Source organism: Alloalcanivorax mobilis (assembly GCF_002864685.1).
Taxonomy (GTDB): domain Bacteria; phylum Pseudomonadota; class Gammaproteobacteria; order Pseudomonadales; family Alcanivoracaceae; genus Alloalcanivorax; species Alloalcanivorax mobilis.
This window is the reverse complement of record NZ_NMQZ01000010.1, coordinates 88,930-109,901: the sequence shown is the minus strand read 5'-3', so window position 1 is coordinate 109,901 and position 20,972 is coordinate 88,930. Positions and strand designations below refer to the sequence as shown.

Below are 20,972 nucleotides of genomic sequence, written 5' to 3'. Positions count from 1 at the left end.
TCATGGTGCTTCTTCATGGCGTGCTTCGGTGATTCGCCGATCAGCTTAGGTGGACGTCGCCACTCAATACAGATATAAAAAACGGAAATTGGATCGGTACAGTTGTGTGTTCCAGGCCGCTGTGTTGGTTGTTCCCTTTCCCCTGAGTGCGCGGGCCTGCCCATGAAGCGTTATCTGCAATTGGCGGATCAGCTGCAATCGCTGATTCAGAAGCGGGTTTATCCGGTGGGAACACGGCTGCCCGGCGTGCGCCGGCTGGGCCAGGATTACGGCGTGAGTGTGGCCACGGCGGTGAGTGCTTGCCGGGAGCTGGAGCAGCGCGGTGTTCTGGAGGCACGCTCGCGCTCCGGCTTCTTCGTGCTGGCGCCAGCGGCGCGCCGCGAGGCACCGAGCTTGCCAAAGGCGGGCCGCCGGCCACGGGCGGTGAGCGGGCAGGAGCGGGTGCTGCGCATGGTGCAGGTGGTGAATGACCCGGCGGTGGTCAATCTGGGCGCGGCGGTGCCGGACCCGGATTTTCAGCCGGTGGCGCAGATGGAGCGGGCGTTTCGCACCGTGCTCCGCGAACAACGGCGGCGCTGCGTGGGCTACGAATTCCCGCCCGGCGCGCCGGAGTTGCGCAGCGGTATCGCCCGCCGGCTGGCGGCGTTGCAATGCGCCACCGCGCCGGATCAGGTGGTGATCACCAACAGCTGCCAGGAATCGGTGGCCATTGCCCTGCGGCTGCTGACCCGGCCTGGCGACACGGTGGCGATCGAGTCACCGACCTATTACGGCCTGCTGCAGGTGATCGAGTCGCTGGGTTTGAAGGCGCTGGAAATTCCCACCGATCCGATCCACGGCATCTCTCTGGAAGCGCTGGCACTGGCCATGGAGCGTTGGCCGGTGGCCGCGTGCGTGGTGGTGCCGAACTTTTCCAACCCGCTGGGCGTGTGCATGTCCGACGCCCGCAAGCAGGCGTTGCTGGCGTTGCTGGCGGCGCACCGCGTGCCCCTGGTGGAGGACGACATTTATGGCGATCTGCCGCTGGTCGGGCCGCGGCCGTTGCCGGTCAAAGCCTGGGACCGGCACGGTCAGGTCTACTATTGTTCATCCTGTTCGAAGACGCTGTCCGCCGGCATGCGGGTGGGCTGGCTGGTGCCGGGCAAGCACCACGAGCGCGCCGGTTATCTGCAGTTCGTCAATACGGTGTCGGTGGCCACGCCGTCGCAATTGGCGCTCGCTCATTTCCTGGACCACGGGCATTACGATCGGCATTTGCGCCAGGTGCGTGTTCTGCATGCCCAGGCGGTGGCGCGCATGACCGACCGGGTGGCCGCCGTGTTTCCGCCCAACACCCGCATCAGCCGGCCGGCCGGCGGTTTCGTGCTGTGGCTGGAGCTGCCGGGTGGGGTGGATACCTCGGAGCTTTCCGAACAGGCGCTGGAAGCGGGCATCAGCTTCGCCCCCGGCGCGCTGTTTTCCGCCTCAGGCAAGTTCGACCACTGTCTGCGTCTGAACTGCGCGGTGCGCTGGGACCAGCGGGTGGAGCGGGCGCTGATGCGCCTGGCTGCTCTGCTTTAGGGTCTGTTCGCCGTGATCCGGGTCAGCGGCGGCGCAGATCGCTGGGCCGCAGCCCGAAGCGCTGACGAAACAGGCGGCTGAAACCGGTCTGGTCAAGAAAGCCGCAGCGCGCCGCCAGTTCGGCGATGGTGATGTGTTGCGGCGCGCTGGTCAGCAGGCGATGGGCTTTGCGCAGGCGGGCCTCGCGCAGGCAGCCGGCCACGGTGACTCCGTGCCGGGAAAACAAGCGGTACAGCGTGGCCCGCGAGCAGCCCAATGCCCGCGCCAGGCCGGCCGGGTCCAGGTCCGGGTCGTCCAGGCGCCGTGCCATCAGGCGGCGCGCCGCCAGGTAGGTGGCGTCCGGTGCCGCTTCTTCGGTGGGCATCCGTGAGGCGGCGCTGAGCGCGGCGATGGCCAGATCCCGGGTTTGTTCGAGCAGCAGTGCCTGGTGCGTGGCTGACAGGCGGCCACCGGTCAGCGCCAGGTGCATCAGATGACTGCGCAGAAAGGCGCTCATCGGCCCCTGGCGCAGGCGTTCCAGCAGCAGCGGAAAGGGCATCCGATCAAGCGCGAACAGCGGCAGTAAACTTTGCCGTGGCAGGGTCAGATGGATGCCGCGATGGTCGCTCCAGTTGACCCGGCAGGGGCGGGTCGGATCGTAAACGAACAGATCGCCGGGGCCGGCCACCAGCACCTCGCCGCTGTCCAGCCGGTGGCGGCGCTGGCCTTGTAACACCAGGCCCAGGGTGAAGTCGTCGTAGTCCGCGTGTCGGCACCGGCTGGCGCCACGGTGACCGCCAAGGCGGTTGGAGCGATACCAGAACACGGCGCTTTCTGGCCCCACCAGGCCGGCGGCGCGGGCCTGGAAGGTGGCTTTCTGATCGTCATCCGGGGTGTCCGCCTCGAAATCGTAGAACACCGTTTGGCGCCAGAAGTCGTAGCCATCCCGGTGGTCGGCGTCACGGGTGGCGAGCGCCAGATAGAGACATTGGGCGGGCAGGCCGTGGTCCGGTGTCCAGGGGCCGTCTTCCGGAGACCAGCCCCAGATGTCCTTGCTCCAATCCCGCACCGGTGAATGTTCCTGTCCGTCGCCAAGGTCCATGCCGCTTTGCCTGAGCTTCAATCGGACTTCGGATAGTGCAATAAATTGGACCTTGGAGCTACCTATAAGGTGGCAGGCTGGCGGCCACCTGGCTGGTCCACTGCTGGGTCAGATCGGTGCAATCGCCGCTTGCCAGCAGGGCGCCATTGACACTGAGAATCGCCTGGGCGCCGTTGTAATCGAGCCGCACCGAGCTGCCTTCGGCACCCTCGACCTCAATAACTCCATCGCCGTAGCACAGCGGGTTCGAAGCATCCGGATCGGTCAGTTGGCGAGGCGTGGTCAACGTTACCCGGCCTTCGGCGAGACCACGGAATGTCACGTCGCCGGCGCCGCTCAACAGTGGGAAGGGCACGTCGTCAAAGTGAATGCTGCTGGAGTAACGGCTGGTGTAATCGTGGAAATCGAACCCCAGGCTGGTGATCGGCGTGTCACTGCCGCCGGGCAACAGCTCCAGCGTGATGTCGATGTCGGCCTGGTGTGCCACGGCGATGCCGAAGTAATCGTCGGGGACCTCGGGATGCAGGCGCAAACCGCCGTTGGCGCTCAGGCGCAGGTTGGGATCATAAGCCTGGATGCGCTCGGCGAATCCGGTGAAGGTGCTGAGCGGGTCGTCCGCATTGCTGAAATCCAGATCGAGCCGGCCGTTGAAGTTGCGCGGGTAGGAGAGGTCGTCACAGTCGCTGGCGATCAACGTGGTGGGTTGGCCCGGGTTGTCTCCCAGCAGTTGAACCTGGCCTTCGGCGTTATCGCAGGGCGGAAAATCGTCGTAGCCCTGAACGGCGATGCTGTTGCTGTAAAATACGTTGGCTCCGACCAGCAGGCGAGGCAGCAGATCCAGAGCCATGCGGGATTGGATCAACACCGCCGTGGCGTTGTCGCTGGTGATCACCAACGTCGGTGTCGGCGGACTGCCGTTATCGCCGCCATTATCGCCACCGTCGTCGCTCCCTCCGTCATCATTACCACCGCCGTCATTACTACCATTGTCGCCGCCACCGTTGGAGGCGTCGTTGTCATGGTCCGAGGTATCGTTATCGCAGCCGGCCAGGGGCGCCAGGCCGAGCATCACTAAAAGAAAACCGACGCCCAAGCGCCGGGCCAACAAACCTGTTGTCATAACAAAGCCCCCAAGGGCCGTAAAGAGCGGCCATTTTTTTATCCAGTGGCGCTATTATTCGCGGCTTTGCATGGGGGCGTTAGGCAGGGTGTCTCAGCGCAATTGGCCAAGCGTCTCAACGCGGCTGGTGGGCGAAGCACCGCGGGGTGCTCAATCCGATCCGGCCGCCAATACCTGCTCGAAAAAGAATCGCGATTCACCGAAAGCGGGGCGCAGATGATTCAACCAGGTGGCTTGCTCGTCATAACGGGCGAAGAAGGGCCGCTGTACCCAATCCGGATTGCGGCCCTGGATCATTCGCAACACGAACACCTTCTCGCCGTGTATTTCGGTGATCCCCTGGATCTCCACTTTGCCGGGATGGCAAGACATGCTCGGGCCGCGCGCGGTGCGCGCCAGGCCGGAAACCTGCTGCATGGCGTCGCGATAAATGTGCCAGGCCCGGGCCAGGGGCACTTCGAAATAATGGCGGGCGCCGGTGTCGCGCTCCACGAACAGGTAGTAGGGCACGATGCCCAGCTCCACCTGGGTTTGCCACAGGCGCGCCCAATCGTCGGCGTTGTCGTTGATGTGCGCCAACAGCGGACCCTGGGCGCGGATTTGCGCGCCGGTATCGCGGACTTTCTGGATGGCGGCGCGGGCGATCGCCGGCTCCAGCTCTTTCCAATGGTTGTAATGGGCCATCAGCGCCAGATGCTTGCCGGCGGCGGCCACCTGCCGGAACAGATCGAGCAGATCGTCCGCGTCGTCGTCGCTGACAAACCGATGCGGCCAGAAGGTGAGTGCCTTGGAGCCGATGCGAATGGTGCGAATCTGTTGCAGCTCCAGCAGCGGCTCGATGTGCGCGCGCAGATTTTTGGTTTTCATTACCAGAGGGTCGCCGCCGGTAATCAGGATATCGGTAATTTTCGGGTGCGCTTGCACGTATCTTTTCAGCTGGCCCGCTTCCTTGGTGGCGATTTTCAGATCGTTGTCGCCAATGAACTGCGCCCAGCGAAAACAGAACGTGCAGTAGCTGTGGCAGACCTGGCCCTGGCTGGGGAAAAACAGCACGGTCTCGTTGTATTTATGCTGAATGCCGTCGATTTTCTCGCCATCCACTTCAGGGATATTGTGTTCGAGCTGTCCGGCGGGGTGCGGGTTAAGCGCGTCGCGCACCTCGGCCACGGTGGCGTCGATTTGCGCTTTGTCGCCGCCGCGCAGAGCCGCGGCGACTTTGTCGAAGTGGTGCGGCGCGAGCATGCCTTTCTGCGGGAAAGTAAGCTGATAGATCGGGTCCTCGGGCACCTTGCTCCAATCGATCAACTCTTCGATCACGTATTCGTTGACCCGGAATGGCAGCACGCTGGCAACCACCTTCATGGCGAAGCGGGTTTCCTCGTCGAGCTCTTGCAATGGCCCGATGCGGTCGATCTGACGGGCGGTGAACACCTTGAAACGGCGCGGCGAATGGGGCTCTGCGAAGGTTTCGTGCACCGCAATGGCCAGAGACGTATCGGGCATGGTTGCGCTCCTCTTATTGTGAATGGGCGGTATTGTGAATGGGCGGCAACAGCGGCGGGCCGGCGCGCCATAGGGCACCGGGCGCCGAAGGCCGGACGGCGTGAGGCCTGGCCCGGCCGGGCTATGCCGACCCAGCGGTATCGGTATTGTCAGACGCCGGCGAAGGCCGGCATGAACGGCGAGCGCGCCATGGGTGGCGGGCTTGCCCAAGCACAGGCCCAAGGGCCTGGAAAGTGTCCCGGCGACAAAGCCATCGGGCTCGAACGGACGGAGCTCCGTCCGGCGCGCCTAAGCGCGGCGGGTAATCATTGTTCCCCGGCTCCGTGCTGGCCGCGCGGGGCCCCGGCAACCGGGGGCGCGCATTGTAAGCAGTTGATTCGTAAAGCGCAAAGCGGGGCGGGGCGCAGGGGTAATATGCTATCGTCCGGGCTATGCCCGTGGGGGAGACAAGATCGATGATGGACGCACTGGCCAGGATGGCATTTCCCATAGAAGTGGCGCTGGCCTGGATTCACGCTTTCTGGCCGATGATCGCCGCCACCGCCGGCGTTGCCTGCGCGGTGGCGGTCACGGTACATGTTGCTCAGCACAAGCGTGACGCACGCGCCGCCGCCGCCTGGACCGGTGTGGCCTGGCTGGTACCGGTGCTCGGCGCGGTTCTCTATCTGATCCTTGGTGTAAACCGTATTCAACGGCGCGCCCGCATGCTCACCGGCGGCGTTATTGACGCCGCCATGCGTGCCGGCCAGCAAGCGGGCGCGCCGTTGCCCACTTCGCGTCTGCAAGTCCTTTCCAGGTTGGTGGGGCGGCTCACTGATTTGCCTCTCACCGACGGCAACAAAGTCGAGCTGATGGAGGCCGCCGACGCCATGGCGGTGATGACCCGGGCGGTGGACGAGGCACGGGAAAGCGTCTTTCTCGCCTCCTACATTTTTGGCAACGACGCCGCCGGCAAACCGCTGGCCGCGGCGTTGGAACGCGCCGCCCATCGGGGTGTGCAAGTGCGCGTGCTACTGGATGGCGTGGGGGCGCTTTACTCATTGCCGCCGGTGACCTGGCGGTTGAAACGCCACGGTGTCCGGGTGGAACGGTTTCTGCATTCCATGGCGCCCTGGCGCATGCCCTACATGAACCTGCGTAATCACCGCAAATTGATGGTGATTGATCGCCGCGTGGGGTTCAGTGGTGGCATGAACATTCGCGCCGGCTACATTCAACAACCGCCCGGCATTCATGATCTGCATGCCCGCCTGGAAGGCCCCGTGGTGTTCCACCTGCTAAGAGCGTTCGTGGCCGACTGGGCCTTTACCTGCCGGGAAGTCCTGGATGACCGTTATGCCGGTGAGGTGGATCTGGGCTCGGTGCGCAGCCGGGGCATCAGCGCCGGGCCGGACGCGGATTTCGACAAACGCCGGCTCACCTTGCTGGCCGCGATTGGCGCCGCCGAGTACGAATTGCGTATCGTGACCCCGTATTTCGTGCCCGACCAGACCCTGCTCGCCAGCCTGCAACTGGCGATGTTGAAAGGGGTCAGAGTGATTCTGGTGGTGCCGGAAAAGAACAACCTGCGGCTGGTTCAGTGGGCCAGCACGCACGCCTTGAAATGGCTGGTACGCGAAGGCGCGGAGCTTTATCTGTCCAAGCCGCCGTTTGATCACACCAAGCTGATGACCGTGGATGGCCACTGGGTGCAATTCGGCTCGGGCAATTGGGACGCGCGCAGTCTGCGCCTTAATTTTGAGTTCGACCTGGAATGTTACGATGATCCGCTCGCCAGCCAGGCCAATGCCCTGATCGACACCCGGCTATCGCGGGCCACCCCGGCGGACGAAAACTATTTCCGTGCCATGGCGGGTTGGCGGAACGTGCGCAACGCGCTCGCCCATATGCTGGAACCCTATCTTTGACACTGAATATCAGGAGCCGCTATGCGTCTGCCCAGAGACAATGAGCTGCCGGCCTCGCTCATTCCGCTGACCCGGCTGCAGTTTTTTCATGGGCTGATGGTGGTCGCGGTGGCCACTGCAATCTGGCTGCCCGCCCCCGACGTGGCTCAGCACTGGCTGGCCCTGCCGGCGCAGCTGACGGCGGTCTATTTATTGTTGCTGACCGGCCTGTACGCGGGATCGGAACTGGCCCGGGGTGCATCGACCCTGATGCCGGCGGTGATGCTGCTGGCGCTCGCCGCGTTGATCACGCCGTTCCTGCCGGCGCTGGCGGCGACGTTATTGATGGCGCTGGCGGTGATGATGCTGTTCGCGATGGAAAAAGTCGCCGCGATCCGTGACCACTGGCCGCCGGCCTGGCAAAAAGGCCGGCGCCAGCACATGCAGTTTCAGATGGTGTCCCTGGCCAGCGTGGTGTTCTGGCTGATCAGCCAGGACAATCAGGCGCTGATACAACGCGCCCTGGAGTAGCGGGCAGCCGCTATCGACGCGCCCCCTTGGCCGGCGAGCCCGGGCCCAGCAACGCCCAGATCAGCAAACCAACCAACGGCAGCACGATCACCAGCAATATCCACAGCACCTTTTCAATCATCTCCGCGCCGGATTGAATAATCTTAATCACGGCGATGATGTCCAGTATCAGAATAATCAGACTGAGAATCTTCATTGGGAGGCTCCTTCCCCATAACAGGAGCCTTTGAAGCTAGGCCACCCGCCCGGGCAGGTAAAGCGTCTAAAGGTAAAAGGCGGTTAAGAGAGGGCGCAAGCTGCAAGCCACAAGCTACAAGGGCGGCTATGTAGCTCCCTGTGCGGACGCCCCACGAACTCTCTACAACGCCGCGTAGGAGCAGGCCGTGCCAGCGACGTCTTTTAGCCGAATGGCACGGCGTTTCTGCCCCGCTCCTGAAGGTCTCAGGGCCGGACGCTAGACGCCGGACGCCGGACGCCAAGATCAAAATCAAACCCGTCGCTGGCATGGCCTGCTCCTACGGGGCCCTGTAGCCGGGTTGGTGTTTTTATGTAGGAGCAGGCCCAGCCAGCGACGTCTTTTGGTCGAATGGCACGGCGTATTTGCCCCGAACCTGACAGCTTCCACGCCGGCCGCGTTCACGCCTCGCGGATACCGCCGCGAGGCCGGATCCCGAAGGGCGAGCAAGTGCCGGTAAAAAGACTTGCTCCGCGCCTGTGGCACGACCGGCTCAAATCACTACAATACCTTCCCATCGCCCTGGTAGCTCAGCTGGATAGAGCAAGTGCCTCCTAAGCGCTAGGTCACAGGTTCGACTCCTGTCCAGGGCACCATTTCCCGTCTCACCGAAGCCCGAAAAGTCTTGCAGTGTCTGTAATTACGGGGGGTCCACTTCCGTGTATTGCGGAGCATCGTCGAATTTCCTGGCGGGACTTTTGGGGACAAGACGCTGTTCCACCAAGGAGTCGCCTCCGCCCACTCCTATTTCGCGTGCCTGACCTTTCTTTTCCTGAGTAGCAGTGGTCTTCCCGCCTGCTATTCGAAGCAGCTCATTCAAACTGGCCGGCGACACGTATTTGTCTTTCCCTGCATGACCTGATACGCAAGTACCCTTCACTGAGAAGGGGCCGTCGATTGGCTAGAAGACTAATGCGTTGGGGCGGAAAGAAAGAGTAGTTTCATAACATATGACAGGCACATCAGCGTGTGTTTGGCATAAAGCTTTGGCAGATAAACTGGTTATTTTGATGGTATCCCGGCTTGAGTACTGGTCGTCCCATAACGTGTTAGTTGTCGGATCGGCAGGTTGGGTAGTTCGGTAGCACAGCCACTAGATAGTGAAAATATCCGATCCCCGCGCGACATGCTTATGTGCTCATCCGAAACTGGAAACTCATTACATCAATGAGGGAGATAGCCATGAATATTGAAAGATGCCGAGTTGGAAACAATTGGCTCAACCTGCGGAACCTGTCATGGAACGTGCCATACATGGGGCGTTTATACAGGCTGGAGAATGGAGGTTATCTGATGATGAAAGGCGATGCCTCTCGAACGCCACTTCCTCTAGAACCTATCGGTGATGGGATCTACCGAGAGCTGTTAACGGGACATGTGTGGAAGGAGATGTTGGCGCCGATCCTCGGTTGGCAATAGGAGCTAATGTGCTTGGCTTGCCCTATGGCCAAGTCCAAAAGCAAAAAAGCCCGCGCGCGGCGGGCTCCTTACTATGCAATTCAGAACTATAGCACTGACTTGGGGCGGAGATTAAATTCAGTGGCTGAAGCGGATTTCCAACTACCTGACTCTGTTACTACGATCTTTCCCGTCTTGAGTGGGAACTGTTTAGCTACTTCGATCTGAGCCAGTGCCTCCTGCGTCCTCTGATCTCCTAAGTTAAGTCGCCTGATCGTTTGGTCCATTTCAAAGCCCCTCTAGATACTTGTATATGAAGCATTTACAGTTTCCAAAAGTTTGGTGACACCGCTGTTAACAGTCCAATGAGATCGCTGGTAAAGCGCCCAAATAGTGCCCCATTCATCTGCGTCAACTGAAAGCTCTTCAATGTTAAGGCCACAATGCTTTGCACGGGATGCGTATATACCTCGTCCATGCGACATAGTCAACTCAACATTTGTAAACGGCTCTATAAGTCGTCGAATTTCGTCGCCTTCTTTATCTTGGAGCATACCATTCTTGATGGAGTTCACTGCAATATCTTCAGCTAGCTTTGAGACGGTGATCAACTGGTCAATCAAAACAGGATTATACATAGATAGTTGCTGTAGATAGGGGGCAATTTGACCAGCCTGTTGAGCTCGCTCCATAAGAGACTCATAAGACTTAATGATGTGATGGGCGGCAACCCAGCGAACCCCCAGCCCATCGCCGAGATCCATTGGCACCTGTGGATCGATAGGGCCTAGCTCAGATGTTGGAGACATAATAATGCGATCAGAGCCCAGGCAAACCATTGTGGCTGCGGATTTTGCTCGAGATGGCACTACCGTCTCAAAGTCCCTTCCTGTGTAAGATTTACAGATTTGTATGATTCGCTCTGCGGCAAGACCATCTCCCCCGGGTGCATCTAATAATAGTGTTATGCCTTGCGAAGTGTCGGTGTTGGTAAGTACCTCTTCTATCATGTCAGCGTCTGCTTGGGACAGGGGAGTAGTTCCTTGGTGTGATATAAAAAAAGAAACTACAGCGCGACCTTCGCGCATCTGCTGAAGTTTTTCTAGTAGGGGTTTTCGGACCTCTGGCCCCTGGTTGGTTTCTTTGAGAATAGCTTGGTAAGTATTCGACGTCATCGGCCCTCCTGGGGCTCCCTTATTTTTTGAACTTGACACTAGTCATTAAGAAAGTAGTGGCGCGTAGTGCGCTGAATCTCACTGTTATAGGACACAAATTTTCTTACCAACGTAGTCTTTTTTATTCATTTTTTATTGTTTAGCCCTAAAGATTCCCTTAGCAATCAAGACCATTTCTGGTATGAGCGTGATCACGTAGAGAGGAGCCAACTATGGTCAATGCCAGACGTCCGGAAAACAGAGCTAATTACAATTTATGGCGTTAGATTCTTCAATCATGGTCCCCCGACCAAGGATTTCACTCATCAAACGTTACCGTAGGTGGAGTAGTGTGATCCATGTCATATTGCGACTGGTTGGTCATCCTGTTTTTGGGCAGGGCTTGACCCGGGCGGCGGCGAGTTTCGAGATCGATATTCGACGCGATCAGATGCAATCGGTGCTGCACTCGGGCCGAGTTTTGGCGTAAGTTGATTTGCAATATGGCGACAGGTGCAGTTAAGGCAATAAGTTGAGGTCGATTCCGAATCTCTTGCAGGGCGCCATTTCCTTTGCGGTTTGTGCCCATCCCTTCGGCGGGCTCGCCGACCGACCCGTTTTGACGTAACGTTTTCCCTGACCGTGCATCCATAGGAGTGATGACGGTGGTGAATCGCCGCCGTGCTGGTCGTCATGACCCGCCGCGGGCGGGTTCGAACGGGAGTAATTCATGCAAGACAGCCGTGCATTGCTGGTGCGCAGCCACACAGACTTCCCACCGTTACGGCGGGGCAGAACCAGCATTTTGCAGGTGAATCTGGGCTATTTGTGCAATCTGAGCTGCGTGCATTGCCACGTGAACGCCGGGCCTACCCGCACCGAGATGATGCAGGAAGCGGAGATCGCCCAGGTGATCGAGGTGCTTGAACAGGGGCACATCGAAGTACTGGATCTGACCGGTGGGGCGCCGGAGATGAACCCGCATTTCCGGGCCCTGGTGCGCGCCGCGCGGGCATTGGGGGTGACGGTGATTGATCGCTGCAACCTGACCATTCTGCGGGAACCCGGCTATGAGGATCTGGCGGAGTTTCTGGCCGCCAATCGGGTGCAGGTGGTGGCGTCTTTGCCGTGCTATTCGGAAGAGAACGTCAATAAGCAGCGCGGCAAGGGCGTGTTCAATGGCAGCGTGGAGGCGATTCGCCGGCTCAACGCTCTGGGCTACGGCGACGGCGAATTGCCGCTGGATCTGGTCTACAACCCGGTGGGCGCCCATCTGCCGCCGCCGCAGGCGGCACTGGAAGCGGATTACAAACGCGAGTTGGGCGAGCATTTCGGGATTCGCTTCAACCGGCTTCTGACCATCACCAATATGCCAATCAGCCGGTTCGGCGCGGTGCTGATGGCGCACCACCAGTTCAACGACTACATGGCCCTGCTGCGTGACAACCACAATGTGGCCAATCTGGACGCGGTCATGTGTCGTCATACTCTGAGCGTGGACTATCAGGGTTATCTGTACGATTGCGATTTTAACCAGATGCTCGATCTGCCCCAGGGCCACAGCGGCCGCCGGCCGCATCTTTCCGAGTTGCTGCGGGCGGACAAAGCCGGCGAAGACATCTACGTGGCGGATCACTGTTTTGGCTGCACCGCCGGCGCGGGCAGCAGTTGCGGCGGAGCCTTGGAATGAAACTGAGCGTGGTGATGCCGGTGCTCAATGAGAGTGCCTGCCTGGAGAGCCTGCTTGAAGGGTTGCGCAAGCGGCTCGGCGACGGCGACGAAATCATTGTCGTGGACGGTTGCAGCACGGATGACAGTGCGCTGATCGCCGGCCGCCACGCGGATCTGGTGCTGCACTGTGACCGGGGCCGCGCGCGGCAGATGAACCTGGGCGCGGAGCGCGCCAGCGGTGATTTTCTGTGGTTCCTGCACGCGGATTGCGGACGTGTGCTGAGCGGTCATGTCCGTGCCCTGAGAACGCTGGCCGACGACGCTCTGTGGGGGCGTTTCGACGTGCGCCTCTCCGGGGAGCACCCGATGCTTTTCTTGATCGGCCACGCCATGAACCTGCGTTCGCGCTGGACCGGCATCGCCACCGGCGACCAGGGCATCTTTATCCGCCGTGACCTGTTCCAGGAACTGGGCGGCTTCCCCGAGCAACCGTTGATGGAAGACATCGCCCTGAGCCGACGGCTGTGCGCCCGCACGCCGCCGGTTTGCCTGCGGCCGCGGCTGGTGGCGGACAGCCGCCGCTGGGAAAGCCGCGGCGTGTGGCGCACCACGCTGCTGATGTGGCAGCTGCGCTGGCGCTACTGGCGCGGCGAAGACCCGGCCCGTTTGCACCGCGACTATTACGGTTCCTGAGCACCATGATGGCTGACACGGTGTTGCTGGTATTTGCCCGGGCGCCGCGCCTGGGACAGGTCAAGACCCGCCTGATTGAGGCGCTCGGCGCGCACGGCGCGCTGCGCGTTCATGAAACCCTGTTGGCGCGGACGCTGCAGCAGGCGGCGGCGTTTTCCGGCCCGGCCCGGCTGCTGCTGGACCAGCCCGACGAGGCGCTTGAGCACCACGCCGAGCGGCTGGGGCTGACGGTGGGCCTGCAACGGGGCGAGGGGCTCGGTGAGCGGATGAGCCAGGCGCTCGCGGAAAGCCTTAACGAGTGGCCCCGGGCGTTGCTGGTGGGCAGCGATTGCCCGATTCTGGACCAGGACTATCTGCGCCTCGCCGCCACCCGCCTGGACACCGGACGGGTGGTGCTGGGAGCAAGCGAGGACGGTGGCTTCGTGTTGATCGGCGGCAGTGATGCGCGGGTCTGGGCCAGCGGCTCGCTGTTCGAGCGGGTCCGGCTGGGCACCGGCTATGCGCTGGCGGATACCCTGGTGGCGTTGAATCATGAACCCGGAGTCAGCGTGTTGCCTCCGTTATGGGACGTGGACCTCCCGGAGGATGTGCGCCGGGCCCGGGTTTTGGGCGTGCTGGACTAGTCTCCCAAGGACCAACCCCTTTATTCTTGGCCGCCTGATTACCCGGTGGTGGCCGGGTAATGGCCGGCGCCCGTGGGCGCCTTATTCATCAAGGGAGTGAAGCATGCAACAGCCCCCGGTGCTCGACACCGCGGTTATCGATGAGCTGCGTGAAATCATGGGTGAGGAATTTGACCGCCTGGTGGCGTCGTTCGAGCGCGATGGCCAGCAGCGTCTGCAAGCACTGCATCAGGCCTTCTCGGCCGACGATGCGGAACAGGCTCGGCAACAGGCGCACAGCTTCAAGGGCAGCAGCGGCAACCTGGGCGCCGCCCGGGTGGCGGCGCTTTGCGTGGAAATCGAACAATACGCCCGTGGCGGCGACCTGCCAGCGGCGGCGGTGTTGATGGAAGCCCTGGAAAACGAATTCCTAAAGGCGTGCGATCAGCTGAAGACGCCGGGCATGGCTTAGCGTTTTGCCTGGCCTGGCCGCCTGAGGGCGGTGCTTCGAAGGGAAGAAACCCGGAACGGCGGGCAAAAAAAACCCCTCATCCAAAGGGGGTGGAAGAGGGGGGGTTGTGAGCGCTATCTCTAGCGCCTTGGGGGGATACCGGTTGTCATCTCCAGGGCCTGTCTGACATGTTTTGAATGTTACAGGCCACCTACTCAGGCTGCTGTAAAAAGCCGTGAGCGATTGTAAAACTTGGCGGTGTTGTGCGACCGCAATGTTGCCGCAGGCCGGGTGAGCGCTGAAAAGCCCCTTTTTCGACCGCTGTTTTGTAAGCCATATCTTACAAGAGTGTAAGCATTTCTACCAATTTTCTGTCCTCACTTTGCTCGAAAAATGGCGACGAGAAAAGCTAAGTGATTGATGAGGAAGGGAAAGAGCGGCCAGGGCTGATTCGGGGTGATAAGGTTTTATCGTTCTTTAACCCTTTGTCACCAAAGCGGTTGGTATAGTGCCTCCCGTGCTCATGGATAAGGGCACAAGGATTCGCTAAGGATAGCGGACAAGGAGGTCCAGGTGAGCGCAATCGGGTAAGGACGACTCGAAGCAAAAGGGCGGCAGGATGCCGCCCTTTCTCATTTCAGCCCTTTTGATTCAGGTCTGTTTGTTTCAAGCCTGTTTGTATCAGGTCACGCGCCAGACGTGACCGGTGGGCCAGCCAGGACGCTCACGCCCTGGCATCACAAAGGCTACCACTCGCGAACCAGCTTCTCGCGCTTGTTCGCTACCCCATCCCACTCCTCGGCGTCGTCCGGCGAGTCTTTCAGTTCGGTGATGTTCGGCCATTTCTCCGCCAACTCCGCGTTGATCTCCAGGAACTCCTGTTGATCCTCGGGCAGCTCGTCTTCCGAGAAAATGGCGTTCACCGGGCACTCCGGCTCGCACAGCGCGCAATCGATGCACTCATCCGGGTGAATCACCAGGAAGTTGGGGCCTTCATAGAAGCAATCCACCGGGCACACTTCCACGCAATCGGTGTGTTTGCAGTTGATGCAGTTTTCGCCTACTACGAACGTCATAGCCTGTCCTCGCCAGGGGTGTTCTCTCGCAAATGCCGGTGTTCCGGGGCGTCATTCTATCAGAGCACCGGCGCTGGGGCGGCGCTAGTCTACCCGACTCCGGCGAGCACGCAAACGCCGCCGGGGCGATTCGCGCCCGGCAACGGAGATCAAAAGATTCTTAGATAAGATCCTTAAGCTTATAGAGCCACTCCAGAGCCTGTTTGGGCGTGAGCTGATCCGGGTCGATCTGCTCAAGCTCGCGCTCCACGGCGCTGCTGACGCCGAACAGATCGGCCTGGGCCGGCGCCACCGCATTGGTTGGCGGCGCGCCCTGTTCCAGCTCCGCCAGCTTCTCGCCGGCGCGGCGGATCACCGACCCGGGCACGCCGGCCAGTTGCGCCACCTGCAGCCCATAGCTGCGGCTCGCCGGCCCTTCCTGCACGCGATGCAAAAACACGATGCGATTGTTGTGCTCGCTGGCGGTCAGGTGGGCGTTGAACACGCCATCGAGCTGATCGGCCAGTTGCGTCAGTTCGAAATAGTGGGTGGCGAACAGGGTGAAGGCGCGCAGCCGCAGCGCCAGATGCTCGGCCGCCGCCCAGGCCAGGCTCAGGCCATCGAAGGTACTGGTGCCGCGGCCGATCTCGTCCATCAGCACCAGGCTTTCCGGGGTCGCGTTGTTGAGAATGTTGGCGGTCTCGGCCATCTCCACCATGAACGTGGAGCGCCCGCCGGCCAGATCGTCGGACGAGCCGATGCGGGTAAAAATGCGATCCAGACGGCCGATGCGGGCACTGGCCGCCGGCACCGCGCTGCCGATGTGGGCGAGCAGGGCGATCAGCGCGGTCTGGCGCATGTAGGTGGACTTACCGCCCATGTTCGGCCCGGTGATCACCGCCATGCGGCGCTGGTTATCCAGATGCAGGCTGTTGGGCACGAAGGCACCGTCCAACACCTGCTCCACCACCGGGTGGCGGCCGTCAACGATCTCCATCACCGTTTCATCGACCAGCTGCGGGCGCACCCAGTCCAGCGCCTCGGCGCGCTCCGCCAGCGCCGCCAGCACATCCAGCTCGGCGACCGCCGCCGCGCAGGCCTGCAACGGCCCCAGATCGGCGGCCAGGGTTTCGATCAGAGCCTCATAAAGGCGCTTCTCCAGGGTCAACGCCTTGCTCGACGCGGACAGCGCCTTGTCTTCGAACTCCTTGAGTTCCGGCGTAATAAACCGCTCGGCGTTCTTCAGGGTCTGGCGGCGCTGGTAGTCGCTGGGTGCGTTATCCGCCTCGCGGCGGGACAGCTCAATATAGTAGCCGTGCACCCGGTTGTACTTAACCCGCAGAGTACTGAAACCGGTGCGCTCGCGTTCGCGCTTTTCGATGTCCACCAGAATGGCGCCGGCGTTCTCGCTGATCGCACGCAACTCATCCAGATCGGCGCTGTAGCCCGGTGCGATCACGCCGCCATCGCGGATCAGCATCGGCGGATTGTCGATTACCGCCCGTTCCAGCAGCGCCACCTGATCCGGAAAGGTGCCCAAACGCTGACGGGCGCTTTCGAACGCCGCGTGTTGCGGCAGGGCGGCGTGCAGATCCGGCAGCGACGCCAGGCTCGCCAGCAGGCGGGTGAGATCCCGGGGCCGCGCCGAGCGCAGCGCCACCCGGCCAAGAATCCGCTCCATATCGCCAATCCGCTCCAGCACCTCGCGGCAGCCCTCGAAGCGCCAGCCATCGCGCAGCGCGGCGATGCCCTCTTGGCGCGCGCCCAGCACGCCGCGGTCCCACAGCGGTTGATGCAGCCAGCGCTTGAGCAAGCGCGACCCCATCGCCGTGGCGGTGCTGTCCAGCACCTTCGCCAATGAATTGTGCTCGCCGCCATCCAGGGTCTCGGTCAGCTCCAGATTGCGGCGCGTGGCCGCGTCCATGGCGACGCTGTCGTCGAACGACTCCACCGCCAACCCGGTCAGATGCGGCAACGCACTGCGCTGGGTCTCACGGGCGTACTGCAACAGCACCCCGGCGGCCGCCACCGCCGCCGCCGGCGGCTGGCCGAAACCGGACAAATCCTGCACCTGGAACTGCTGGCAAAGCTGACGCTGGGCGCCGTCCGCATCGAACTCCCAGGGCGGGCGCACCCGCGCTCCCGGCCGCTCCGCCAGCGCCGCCGGCAACCCATGCGACTCATTCAGCAGCAACTCCGCCGGCCGCCAGCGCTCCAGCAACGCCTGCAACTGCTCATGGCCCTGCACCTGGGTCACCACGAAGCGGCCCGCCGCCAGATCCAGGCTTGCCGCGCCAATCACACCGCCTTGCTCATGCAACGCGCACAACAGCGTATCGCGACGCTCCTCCAACAGCGCCTCATCGCTCACCGTGCCCGGCGTCACGATGCGCACCACCTTGCGCTCCACCGGCCCTTTGCTGGTCGCCGGATCGCCGACCTGCTCGCAAATCACCACCGACTCGCCCAGCTTCACCAACCGCGCCAGATAGCCCTCCGCCGCGTGATACGGAATCCCCGCCATGGGAATCGGCTTGCCCGCGCTCTGACCGCGCTGGGTGAGCGTAATGTCCAGCAACCGCGACGCCTTCTGCGCGTCGCCAAAAAACAGCTCGTAGAAATCGCCCATGCGGTAAAACAGCAACTGGTCCGGATGCTCGGCTTTCAGGCCGAAATATTGCTGCATCATGGGCGTGTGGCCGGTAAAATCGTCCTTCGGCATATCAGTGTTTTCCTGGCTCTTTGGCCTTTATTCCGTATGTAAATCAGTAACTTATCTTGGTTTTTGCCGCAGCGGTGAATCTATAGAGGTCCGTGGGAGTCCAGTCCATGGAAATCCTTGCCAGCCGCATGAATAAGTATAGGTTTTGGTATAGGTTTTTAAATGGAATCGACTGATGGTTGCCGTAAACCTGACCCTTCCACCAAAAGCTATACCAACTCGCCTGGAACGCCTGTCTCACAAGACTTCCGGCGATTCGCTTGAAGGATGCTCAATGAGCGCCGAGACAAAAGGAGCAAAGCGTGAAGCATAACAAAGGCAACACCGGGCCTCTATCCGCCCGAGCAGTATTGAGTCAAAGCGGATGACCAATCCGAGATTCGCCGACTCTAGAAAGAGCTCAAGCGCGTTACCGAAGAACGCGACATCCTAAAAAAAGCCGCGCCGTACTTCGCCAGTCAGTCCGATTGAGGTACGCCTTCATTCAGGAGCACAGCGAGTGGTGGTCGATCCGCTGGCTGTACCTGGCGGTGGTGCTGGATCTGTTCTCACGGCGAGTGATCGGTTGGTCGATGCAATCTAGGATCACCAAAGAGCTGGCGCTTGATGCCTTACTGATGGCGGTCTGGCGTCGCAAGCCTGAGGGCAAAGTGGTGGTTCAAATTTACAGCAGCCGGAACGCGGCTCGAGCGGATATCATCGATTATATCGAGATGTTTTATAACAACCGGAGGCGACACAGTTCTACTGAACATCTGTCGCCGGTAGAGTATGGAAGGCGTCACCAAGAACGGCTGGGAAGTGTCTAGGGAACTGGTAGCGATTCATTTTTTTATGAAAAAGTACCATCTTTGAAGCCATATAAGAACAGATCGGTAATACGGTCGGCCAACTCCTCGGGAGATATAGAGCCACCCTTTTCATACCAGGTGAAGGTCCAGATCAACATGCCGAACAGCAGCATGGCGTAGGGCGTCTTCACCTCCACCTGTTTAAGCACTCCCGGGTTGATCTCCTCAAGAAGCCCAATCAAGACCTCGACGATCTTGCCTTCCAACTTCAGAAGTTCATCGCGTTTGTTCTCTGGCAGGAAAGCCATATCTTTCATCAGCACCAGGTGCTCATTGCGGGAATCCGCGGCCAGCCGCACGAATGACGTGACGAAACGTGAAAAACGTTCCTCGGCGGGCAGTGGCAGCGTGGCGACTTCTGAGAGATCGGCGTACATGGACTCGGTGTGCTCGCTGGTGATCGCGTAGAGCACCTCTTCCTTGCTGGAAAAATAGTGATACAGATTGGATTTTGAAGCGCCGCAGGCGCGGGCGATGTCGATCATGGACGTGGTTTGGAAGCCTTTTCCCGCGAACAGGGCAGCGGCCTGGTCGAGAATGTCCTGCTTCTTGGCGTCGTAGTCATCAGCGCGTACCCGACTCATTGATGTGTAACTCCTTGTTAGTAAAGAAAAAAACAGAGGCGCAGGGCGGAATGATTAAATGAGCCCAAAGTCCCGCTCCGGTATCAAAATTCAGCTGGACGCCGAAGCGGGGGCGTAAGTGTATAGATATTCCGCCCCGTCGGTCGAATAAACAGGGTAGGGCGAGACCAAGTTCAAAGGCGCATTACGTTTCCTCTTTTCAAAGTCCGTCTGGACGGTCTATGATTGATGATCAAGTCGTCACATTTTGACGAGGCCCAACGGCCTCCCCGTCATGAGAACAGAAAAACTTCGGGAGAATCACAATGCAGTTTGAACTGACCCACGCCTTGCATCGACTCGAGCAGCAAAACTCCGGCGCTACGGCCGTGATTTTTCGAGACCGGCAACGCACCTGGGCGGATTTGGCCGAGCGGGTCGCCCGGCTGGCCGGGGCGCTGCATAGGTTGGGCCTGAAAGCCGGCGAGCGGGTCGGCATGCTGGGTCTCAACTCTGATTATTACATTGAATACATGCTTGGCGTGTGGTGGGCAGGTGGTGCCTTAAACCCCGTCAACACGCGCTGGAGCCAGGCCGAGGTGGCATTTTCGCTGGACGATTGCGGCACCGGCATTCTTCTGGTGGATGAGCGTTTCGCGTCCTGGGGGGATGCGTTGCGTGAGCAATCCAAGGCATTGCACACGGTGATTTACGTCGGTGATGGCGAAGCGCCAAAGGGCCTACTGCACTATGAAGCCTTGCTTCGTGACGCGGTGCCGGCGGAGGATGCGCGCCGCAGCGGTGATGATCTCGCCGGTGTGTTCTATACCGGGGGAACCACCGGTTTCCCGAAGGGCGTGATGCTCTCGCACCTCAACCTGCTCAGCAATGCCCTCGGTTATCTGCTGGAGCTGCCCTATAGCGACGATGATGTGGTGCTGGGGGTGGCGCCGATTTTTCATCAGGCGGGCATGTGCATCATCGTCCGAGCGTTGCTGCGTGGCTGCCCTATGGTGGTCGTGGATGAGTTCGAGCCGGTGGCGGTGATGAGAGCCATTGAGGAGCATCGCGCCACTTTCACATTGCTGGTGCCGACCATGGTGCAACGGTTGGTGGACCATCCGGAAGCAGGGCGCTACGACCTTGGTAGCCTGAGCCGTGTTCTTTATGGTGCATCGCCGATCAGCGAGGGGGTTCTTGAACGGGCTTTCAAGGTCCTGCCAAAAGTCCGTTTTTACCAGGGTTATGGCATGACGGAAACCGGTGGACCCTACACGATTCTGCCGGCTTGGTGCCATGGTTCTGAAGGCCAGAAAGCGGGCATGCTTCGCTCTGCTGGTCGTGCCATGTGGGGCATTGAGGTGCGTGTTGTCGGCGAGAATGGCGATCCGGTGCCGTCCGGGACCGTTGGCGAAATCGTCACTCGCGGGCCGGGTGTCATGCAGGGTTATTGGGGGCGAGAGGACGAAACCCGCACGGCGCTGCGTGATGGATGGATGCATTCCGGCGACGTCGCATATATCGATGATCGCGGTTTCCTGTTCATTGTCGATCGGCTCAAGGACATGATCGTGTCCGGCGGCGAGAACGTTTATTCCAGCGAGGTGGAGAACGCCTTGTGCCAGCATCCGGCGGTGCAGAGTTGCGCGGTGATTGGTATTCCCAGCGAAAAGTGGGGTGAGGCGGTGCATGCCGTGGTCGTATTGCAACCCGCCCAGGAGGTCACGGAGGCCGAACTGCGTGTGTTCTGTAAGACTTTGATCGCTGGCTACAAGTGTCCGGTTAGCACCGAGTTCCGAGACAGCCTGCCGGTCTCTGGGGCCGGCAAAATCATGAAGCATGTATTGCGCGAGCCTTATTGGGCGGACTCGTCTCGCAGTATCGCCTGATGGAGGC

16 protein-coding genes, 1 tRNA gene and 1 pseudogene are annotated in these 20,972 nt (G+C 60.7%); 10 read left to right on the top strand and 8 right to left on the bottom strand.

Annotated features, from left to right (window positions below):
* The first annotated feature begins 162 nt into the window (after window positions 1-162).
* Window positions 163-1,560, top strand: coding sequence for an aminotransferase-like domain-containing protein (locus CGS25_RS07865; RefSeq protein ID WP_089032670.1), 1,398 nt, complete (start codon window positions 163-165; stop codon window positions 1,558-1,560).
* A gap of 22 nt (window positions 1,561-1,582) precedes the next feature.
* Here CGS25_RS07865 and CGS25_RS07860 read toward each other — a convergent pair whose 3' ends face one another.
* The 3 genes from CGS25_RS07860 to CGS25_RS07850 form a co-directional block, all read right to left on the bottom strand.
* Window positions 1,583-2,641: a helix-turn-helix domain-containing protein gene (locus tag CGS25_RS07860; protein ID WP_101675141.1), complete on the bottom strand. Its 1,059-nt coding sequence runs from the start codon at window positions 2,639-2,641 to the stop codon at window positions 1,583-1,585.
* 58 nt (window positions 2,642-2,699) lie between these two features.
* Complete coding sequence (locus CGS25_RS07855) at window positions 2,700-3,761, bottom strand: hypothetical protein (protein WP_157933797.1); 1,062 nt, start codon at window positions 3,759-3,761, stop codon at window positions 2,700-2,702.
* A gap of 150 nt (window positions 3,762-3,911) precedes the next feature.
* Window positions 3,912-5,264, bottom strand: a complete 1,353-nt coding sequence (locus tag CGS25_RS07850; protein WP_101675139.1) for a KamA family radical SAM protein — start codon at window positions 5,262-5,264, stop codon at window positions 3,912-3,914.
* Window positions 5,265-5,719: 455 nt separating this feature from the next.
* Between CGS25_RS07850 and CGS25_RS07845 the strand changes: the two genes are divergently transcribed.
* Together CGS25_RS07845 and CGS25_RS07840 are read left to right on the top strand one after the other, a co-directional pair.
* Complete coding sequence (locus CGS25_RS07845) at window positions 5,720-7,171, top strand: phospholipase D-like domain-containing protein (RefSeq protein ID WP_232802316.1); 1,452 nt, start codon at window positions 5,720-5,722, stop codon at window positions 7,169-7,171.
* Between the two features lie 21 nt (window positions 7,172-7,192).
* The gene (locus CGS25_RS07840) at window positions 7,193-7,681 is read left to right on the top strand and encodes a hypothetical protein (RefSeq protein ID WP_101675138.1); all 489 of its coding nucleotides are present in this window, start codon (window positions 7,193-7,195) and stop codon (window positions 7,679-7,681) included.
* Window positions 7,682-7,691: 10 nt separating this feature from the next.
* On the opposite strand, the gene CGS25_RS07835 is transcribed toward CGS25_RS07840, so the two are convergent.
* Window positions 7,692-7,877: a PLDc N-terminal domain-containing protein gene (locus CGS25_RS07835; protein ID WP_101675137.1), complete on the bottom strand. Its 186-nt coding sequence runs from the start codon at window positions 7,875-7,877 to the stop codon at window positions 7,692-7,694.
* Window positions 7,878-8,435: 558 nt separating this feature from the next.
* Between CGS25_RS07835 and CGS25_RS07830 the strand changes: the two genes are divergently transcribed.
* Window positions 8,436-8,512: transfer RNA gene (locus tag CGS25_RS07830), tRNA-Arg, on the top strand.
* Between the two features lie 1,101 nt (window positions 8,513-9,613).
* Here CGS25_RS07830 and CGS25_RS07825 read toward each other — a convergent pair.
* Entirely contained in the window at window positions 9,614-10,489 is an 876-nt protein-coding gene (locus CGS25_RS07825) for an SDH family Clp fold serine proteinase (protein ID WP_101675136.1), read from the bottom strand.
* A 709-nt stretch (window positions 10,490-11,198) separates the two neighbouring features.
* On the opposite strand from CGS25_RS07825, the gene arsS reads away from it, so the two are divergent.
* From arsS to CGS25_RS07805, 4 genes are all read left to right on the top strand, one after another.
* Complete coding sequence (gene arsS, locus CGS25_RS07820; RefSeq protein ID WP_101675135.1) at window positions 11,199-12,158, top strand: arsenosugar biosynthesis radical SAM (seleno)protein ArsS; 960 nt, start codon at window positions 11,199-11,201, stop codon at window positions 12,156-12,158.
* Window positions 12,155-12,832 (top strand): TIGR04283 family arsenosugar biosynthesis glycosyltransferase, encoded by a 678-nt coding sequence (locus CGS25_RS07815; RefSeq protein ID WP_101675134.1) that lies wholly within the window; start codon window positions 12,155-12,157, stop codon window positions 12,830-12,832. Before arsS ends, CGS25_RS07815 begins: the two co-directional genes overlap by 4 nt.
* Window positions 12,833-12,837: 5 nt before the next feature.
* The gene (locus tag CGS25_RS07810) at window positions 12,838-13,455 is read left to right on the top strand and encodes a TIGR04282 family arsenosugar biosynthesis glycosyltransferase (protein WP_232802314.1); all 618 of its coding nucleotides are present in this window, start codon (window positions 12,838-12,840) and stop codon (window positions 13,453-13,455) included.
* Between the two features lie 103 nt (window positions 13,456-13,558).
* Window positions 13,559-13,906, top strand: coding sequence for an Hpt domain-containing protein (locus CGS25_RS07805; protein WP_101675132.1), 348 nt, complete (start codon window positions 13,559-13,561; stop codon window positions 13,904-13,906).
* 725 nt (window positions 13,907-14,631) lie between these two features.
* Here CGS25_RS07805 and fdxA read toward each other — a convergent pair.
* Window positions 14,632-14,961, bottom strand: a complete 330-nt coding sequence (gene fdxA / locus CGS25_RS07800) for a ferredoxin FdxA (RefSeq protein WP_089032659.1) — start codon at window positions 14,959-14,961, stop codon at window positions 14,632-14,634.
* Between the two features lie 160 nt (window positions 14,962-15,121).
* On the bottom strand, window positions 15,122-17,662 hold the full coding sequence (gene mutS / locus CGS25_RS07795) for a DNA mismatch repair protein MutS (RefSeq protein WP_101675131.1): 2,541 nt from the start codon (window positions 17,660-17,662) through the stop codon (window positions 15,122-15,124).
* A gap of 515 nt (window positions 17,663-18,177) precedes the next feature.
* Between mutS and CGS25_RS07785 the strand changes: the two are divergent.
* Window positions 18,178-18,471, top strand: a pseudogene (locus CGS25_RS07785) (DDE-type integrase/transposase/recombinase); the annotation flags it as partial.
* 23 nt (window positions 18,472-18,494) lie between these two features.
* On the opposite strand, the gene CGS25_RS07780 reads toward CGS25_RS07785, so the two are convergent.
* Window positions 18,495-19,097, bottom strand: a complete 603-nt coding sequence (locus CGS25_RS07780; protein ID WP_101675129.1) for a TetR/AcrR family transcriptional regulator — start codon at window positions 19,095-19,097, stop codon at window positions 18,495-18,497.
* A gap of 305 nt (window positions 19,098-19,402) precedes the next feature.
* Here CGS25_RS07780 and CGS25_RS07775 point away from each other — a divergent pair, with 305 nt between their 5' ends.
* Window positions 19,403-20,965 (top strand): long-chain-fatty-acid--CoA ligase, encoded by a 1,563-nt coding sequence (locus CGS25_RS07775; protein ID WP_101675128.1) that lies wholly within the window; start codon window positions 19,403-19,405, stop codon window positions 20,963-20,965.
* The last annotated feature ends 7 nt before the right edge of the window (window positions 20,966-20,972 follow it).

Bases quoted from the DNA above. Each gene is read 5' to 3' on its own strand.
- CGS25_RS07865 (WP_089032670.1), top strand. From the start codon at position 163: ATGAAGCGTTATCTGCAATTGGCGGATCAGCTGCAATCGCTGATTCAG.
- CGS25_RS07860 (WP_101675141.1), bottom strand. From the start codon at position 2,641: ATGGACCTTGGCGACGGACAGGAACATTCACCGGTGCGGGATTGGAGC.
- CGS25_RS07855 (WP_157933797.1), bottom strand. From the start codon at position 3,761: ATGACAACAGGTTTGTTGGCCCGGCGCTTGGGCGTCGGTTTTCTTTTA.
- CGS25_RS07850 (WP_101675139.1), bottom strand. From the start codon at position 5,264: ATGCCCGATACGTCTCTGGCCATTGCGGTGCACGAAACCTTCGCAGAG.
- CGS25_RS07845 (WP_232802316.1), top strand. From the start codon at position 5,720: ATGATGGACGCACTGGCCAGGATGGCATTTCCCATAGAAGTGGCGCTG.
- CGS25_RS07840 (WP_101675138.1), top strand. From the start codon at position 7,193: ATGCGTCTGCCCAGAGACAATGAGCTGCCGGCCTCGCTCATTCCGCTG.
- CGS25_RS07835 (WP_101675137.1), bottom strand. From the start codon at position 7,877: ATGAAGATTCTCAGTCTGATTATTCTGATACTGGACATCATCGCCGTG.
- CGS25_RS07825 (WP_101675136.1), bottom strand. From the start codon at position 10,489: ATGACGTCGAATACTTACCAAGCTATTCTCAAAGAAACCAACCAGGGG.
- arsS (WP_101675135.1), top strand. From the start codon at position 11,199: ATGCAAGACAGCCGTGCATTGCTGGTGCGCAGCCACACAGACTTCCCA.
- CGS25_RS07815 (WP_101675134.1), top strand. From the start codon at position 12,155: ATGAAACTGAGCGTGGTGATGCCGGTGCTCAATGAGAGTGCCTGCCTG.
- CGS25_RS07810 (WP_232802314.1), top strand. From the start codon at position 12,838: ATGATGGCTGACACGGTGTTGCTGGTATTTGCCCGGGCGCCGCGCCTG.
- CGS25_RS07805 (WP_101675132.1), top strand. From the start codon at position 13,559: ATGCAACAGCCCCCGGTGCTCGACACCGCGGTTATCGATGAGCTGCGT.
- fdxA (WP_089032659.1), bottom strand. From the start codon at position 14,961: ATGACGTTCGTAGTAGGCGAAAACTGCATCAACTGCAAACACACCGAT.
- mutS (WP_101675131.1), bottom strand. From the start codon at position 17,662: ATGCCGAAGGACGATTTTACCGGCCACACGCCCATGATGCAGCAATAT.
- CGS25_RS07780 (WP_101675129.1), bottom strand. From the start codon at position 19,097: ATGAGTCGGGTACGCGCTGATGACTACGACGCCAAGAAGCAGGACATT.
- CGS25_RS07775 (WP_101675128.1), top strand. From the start codon at position 19,403: ATGCAGTTTGAACTGACCCACGCCTTGCATCGACTCGAGCAGCAAAAC.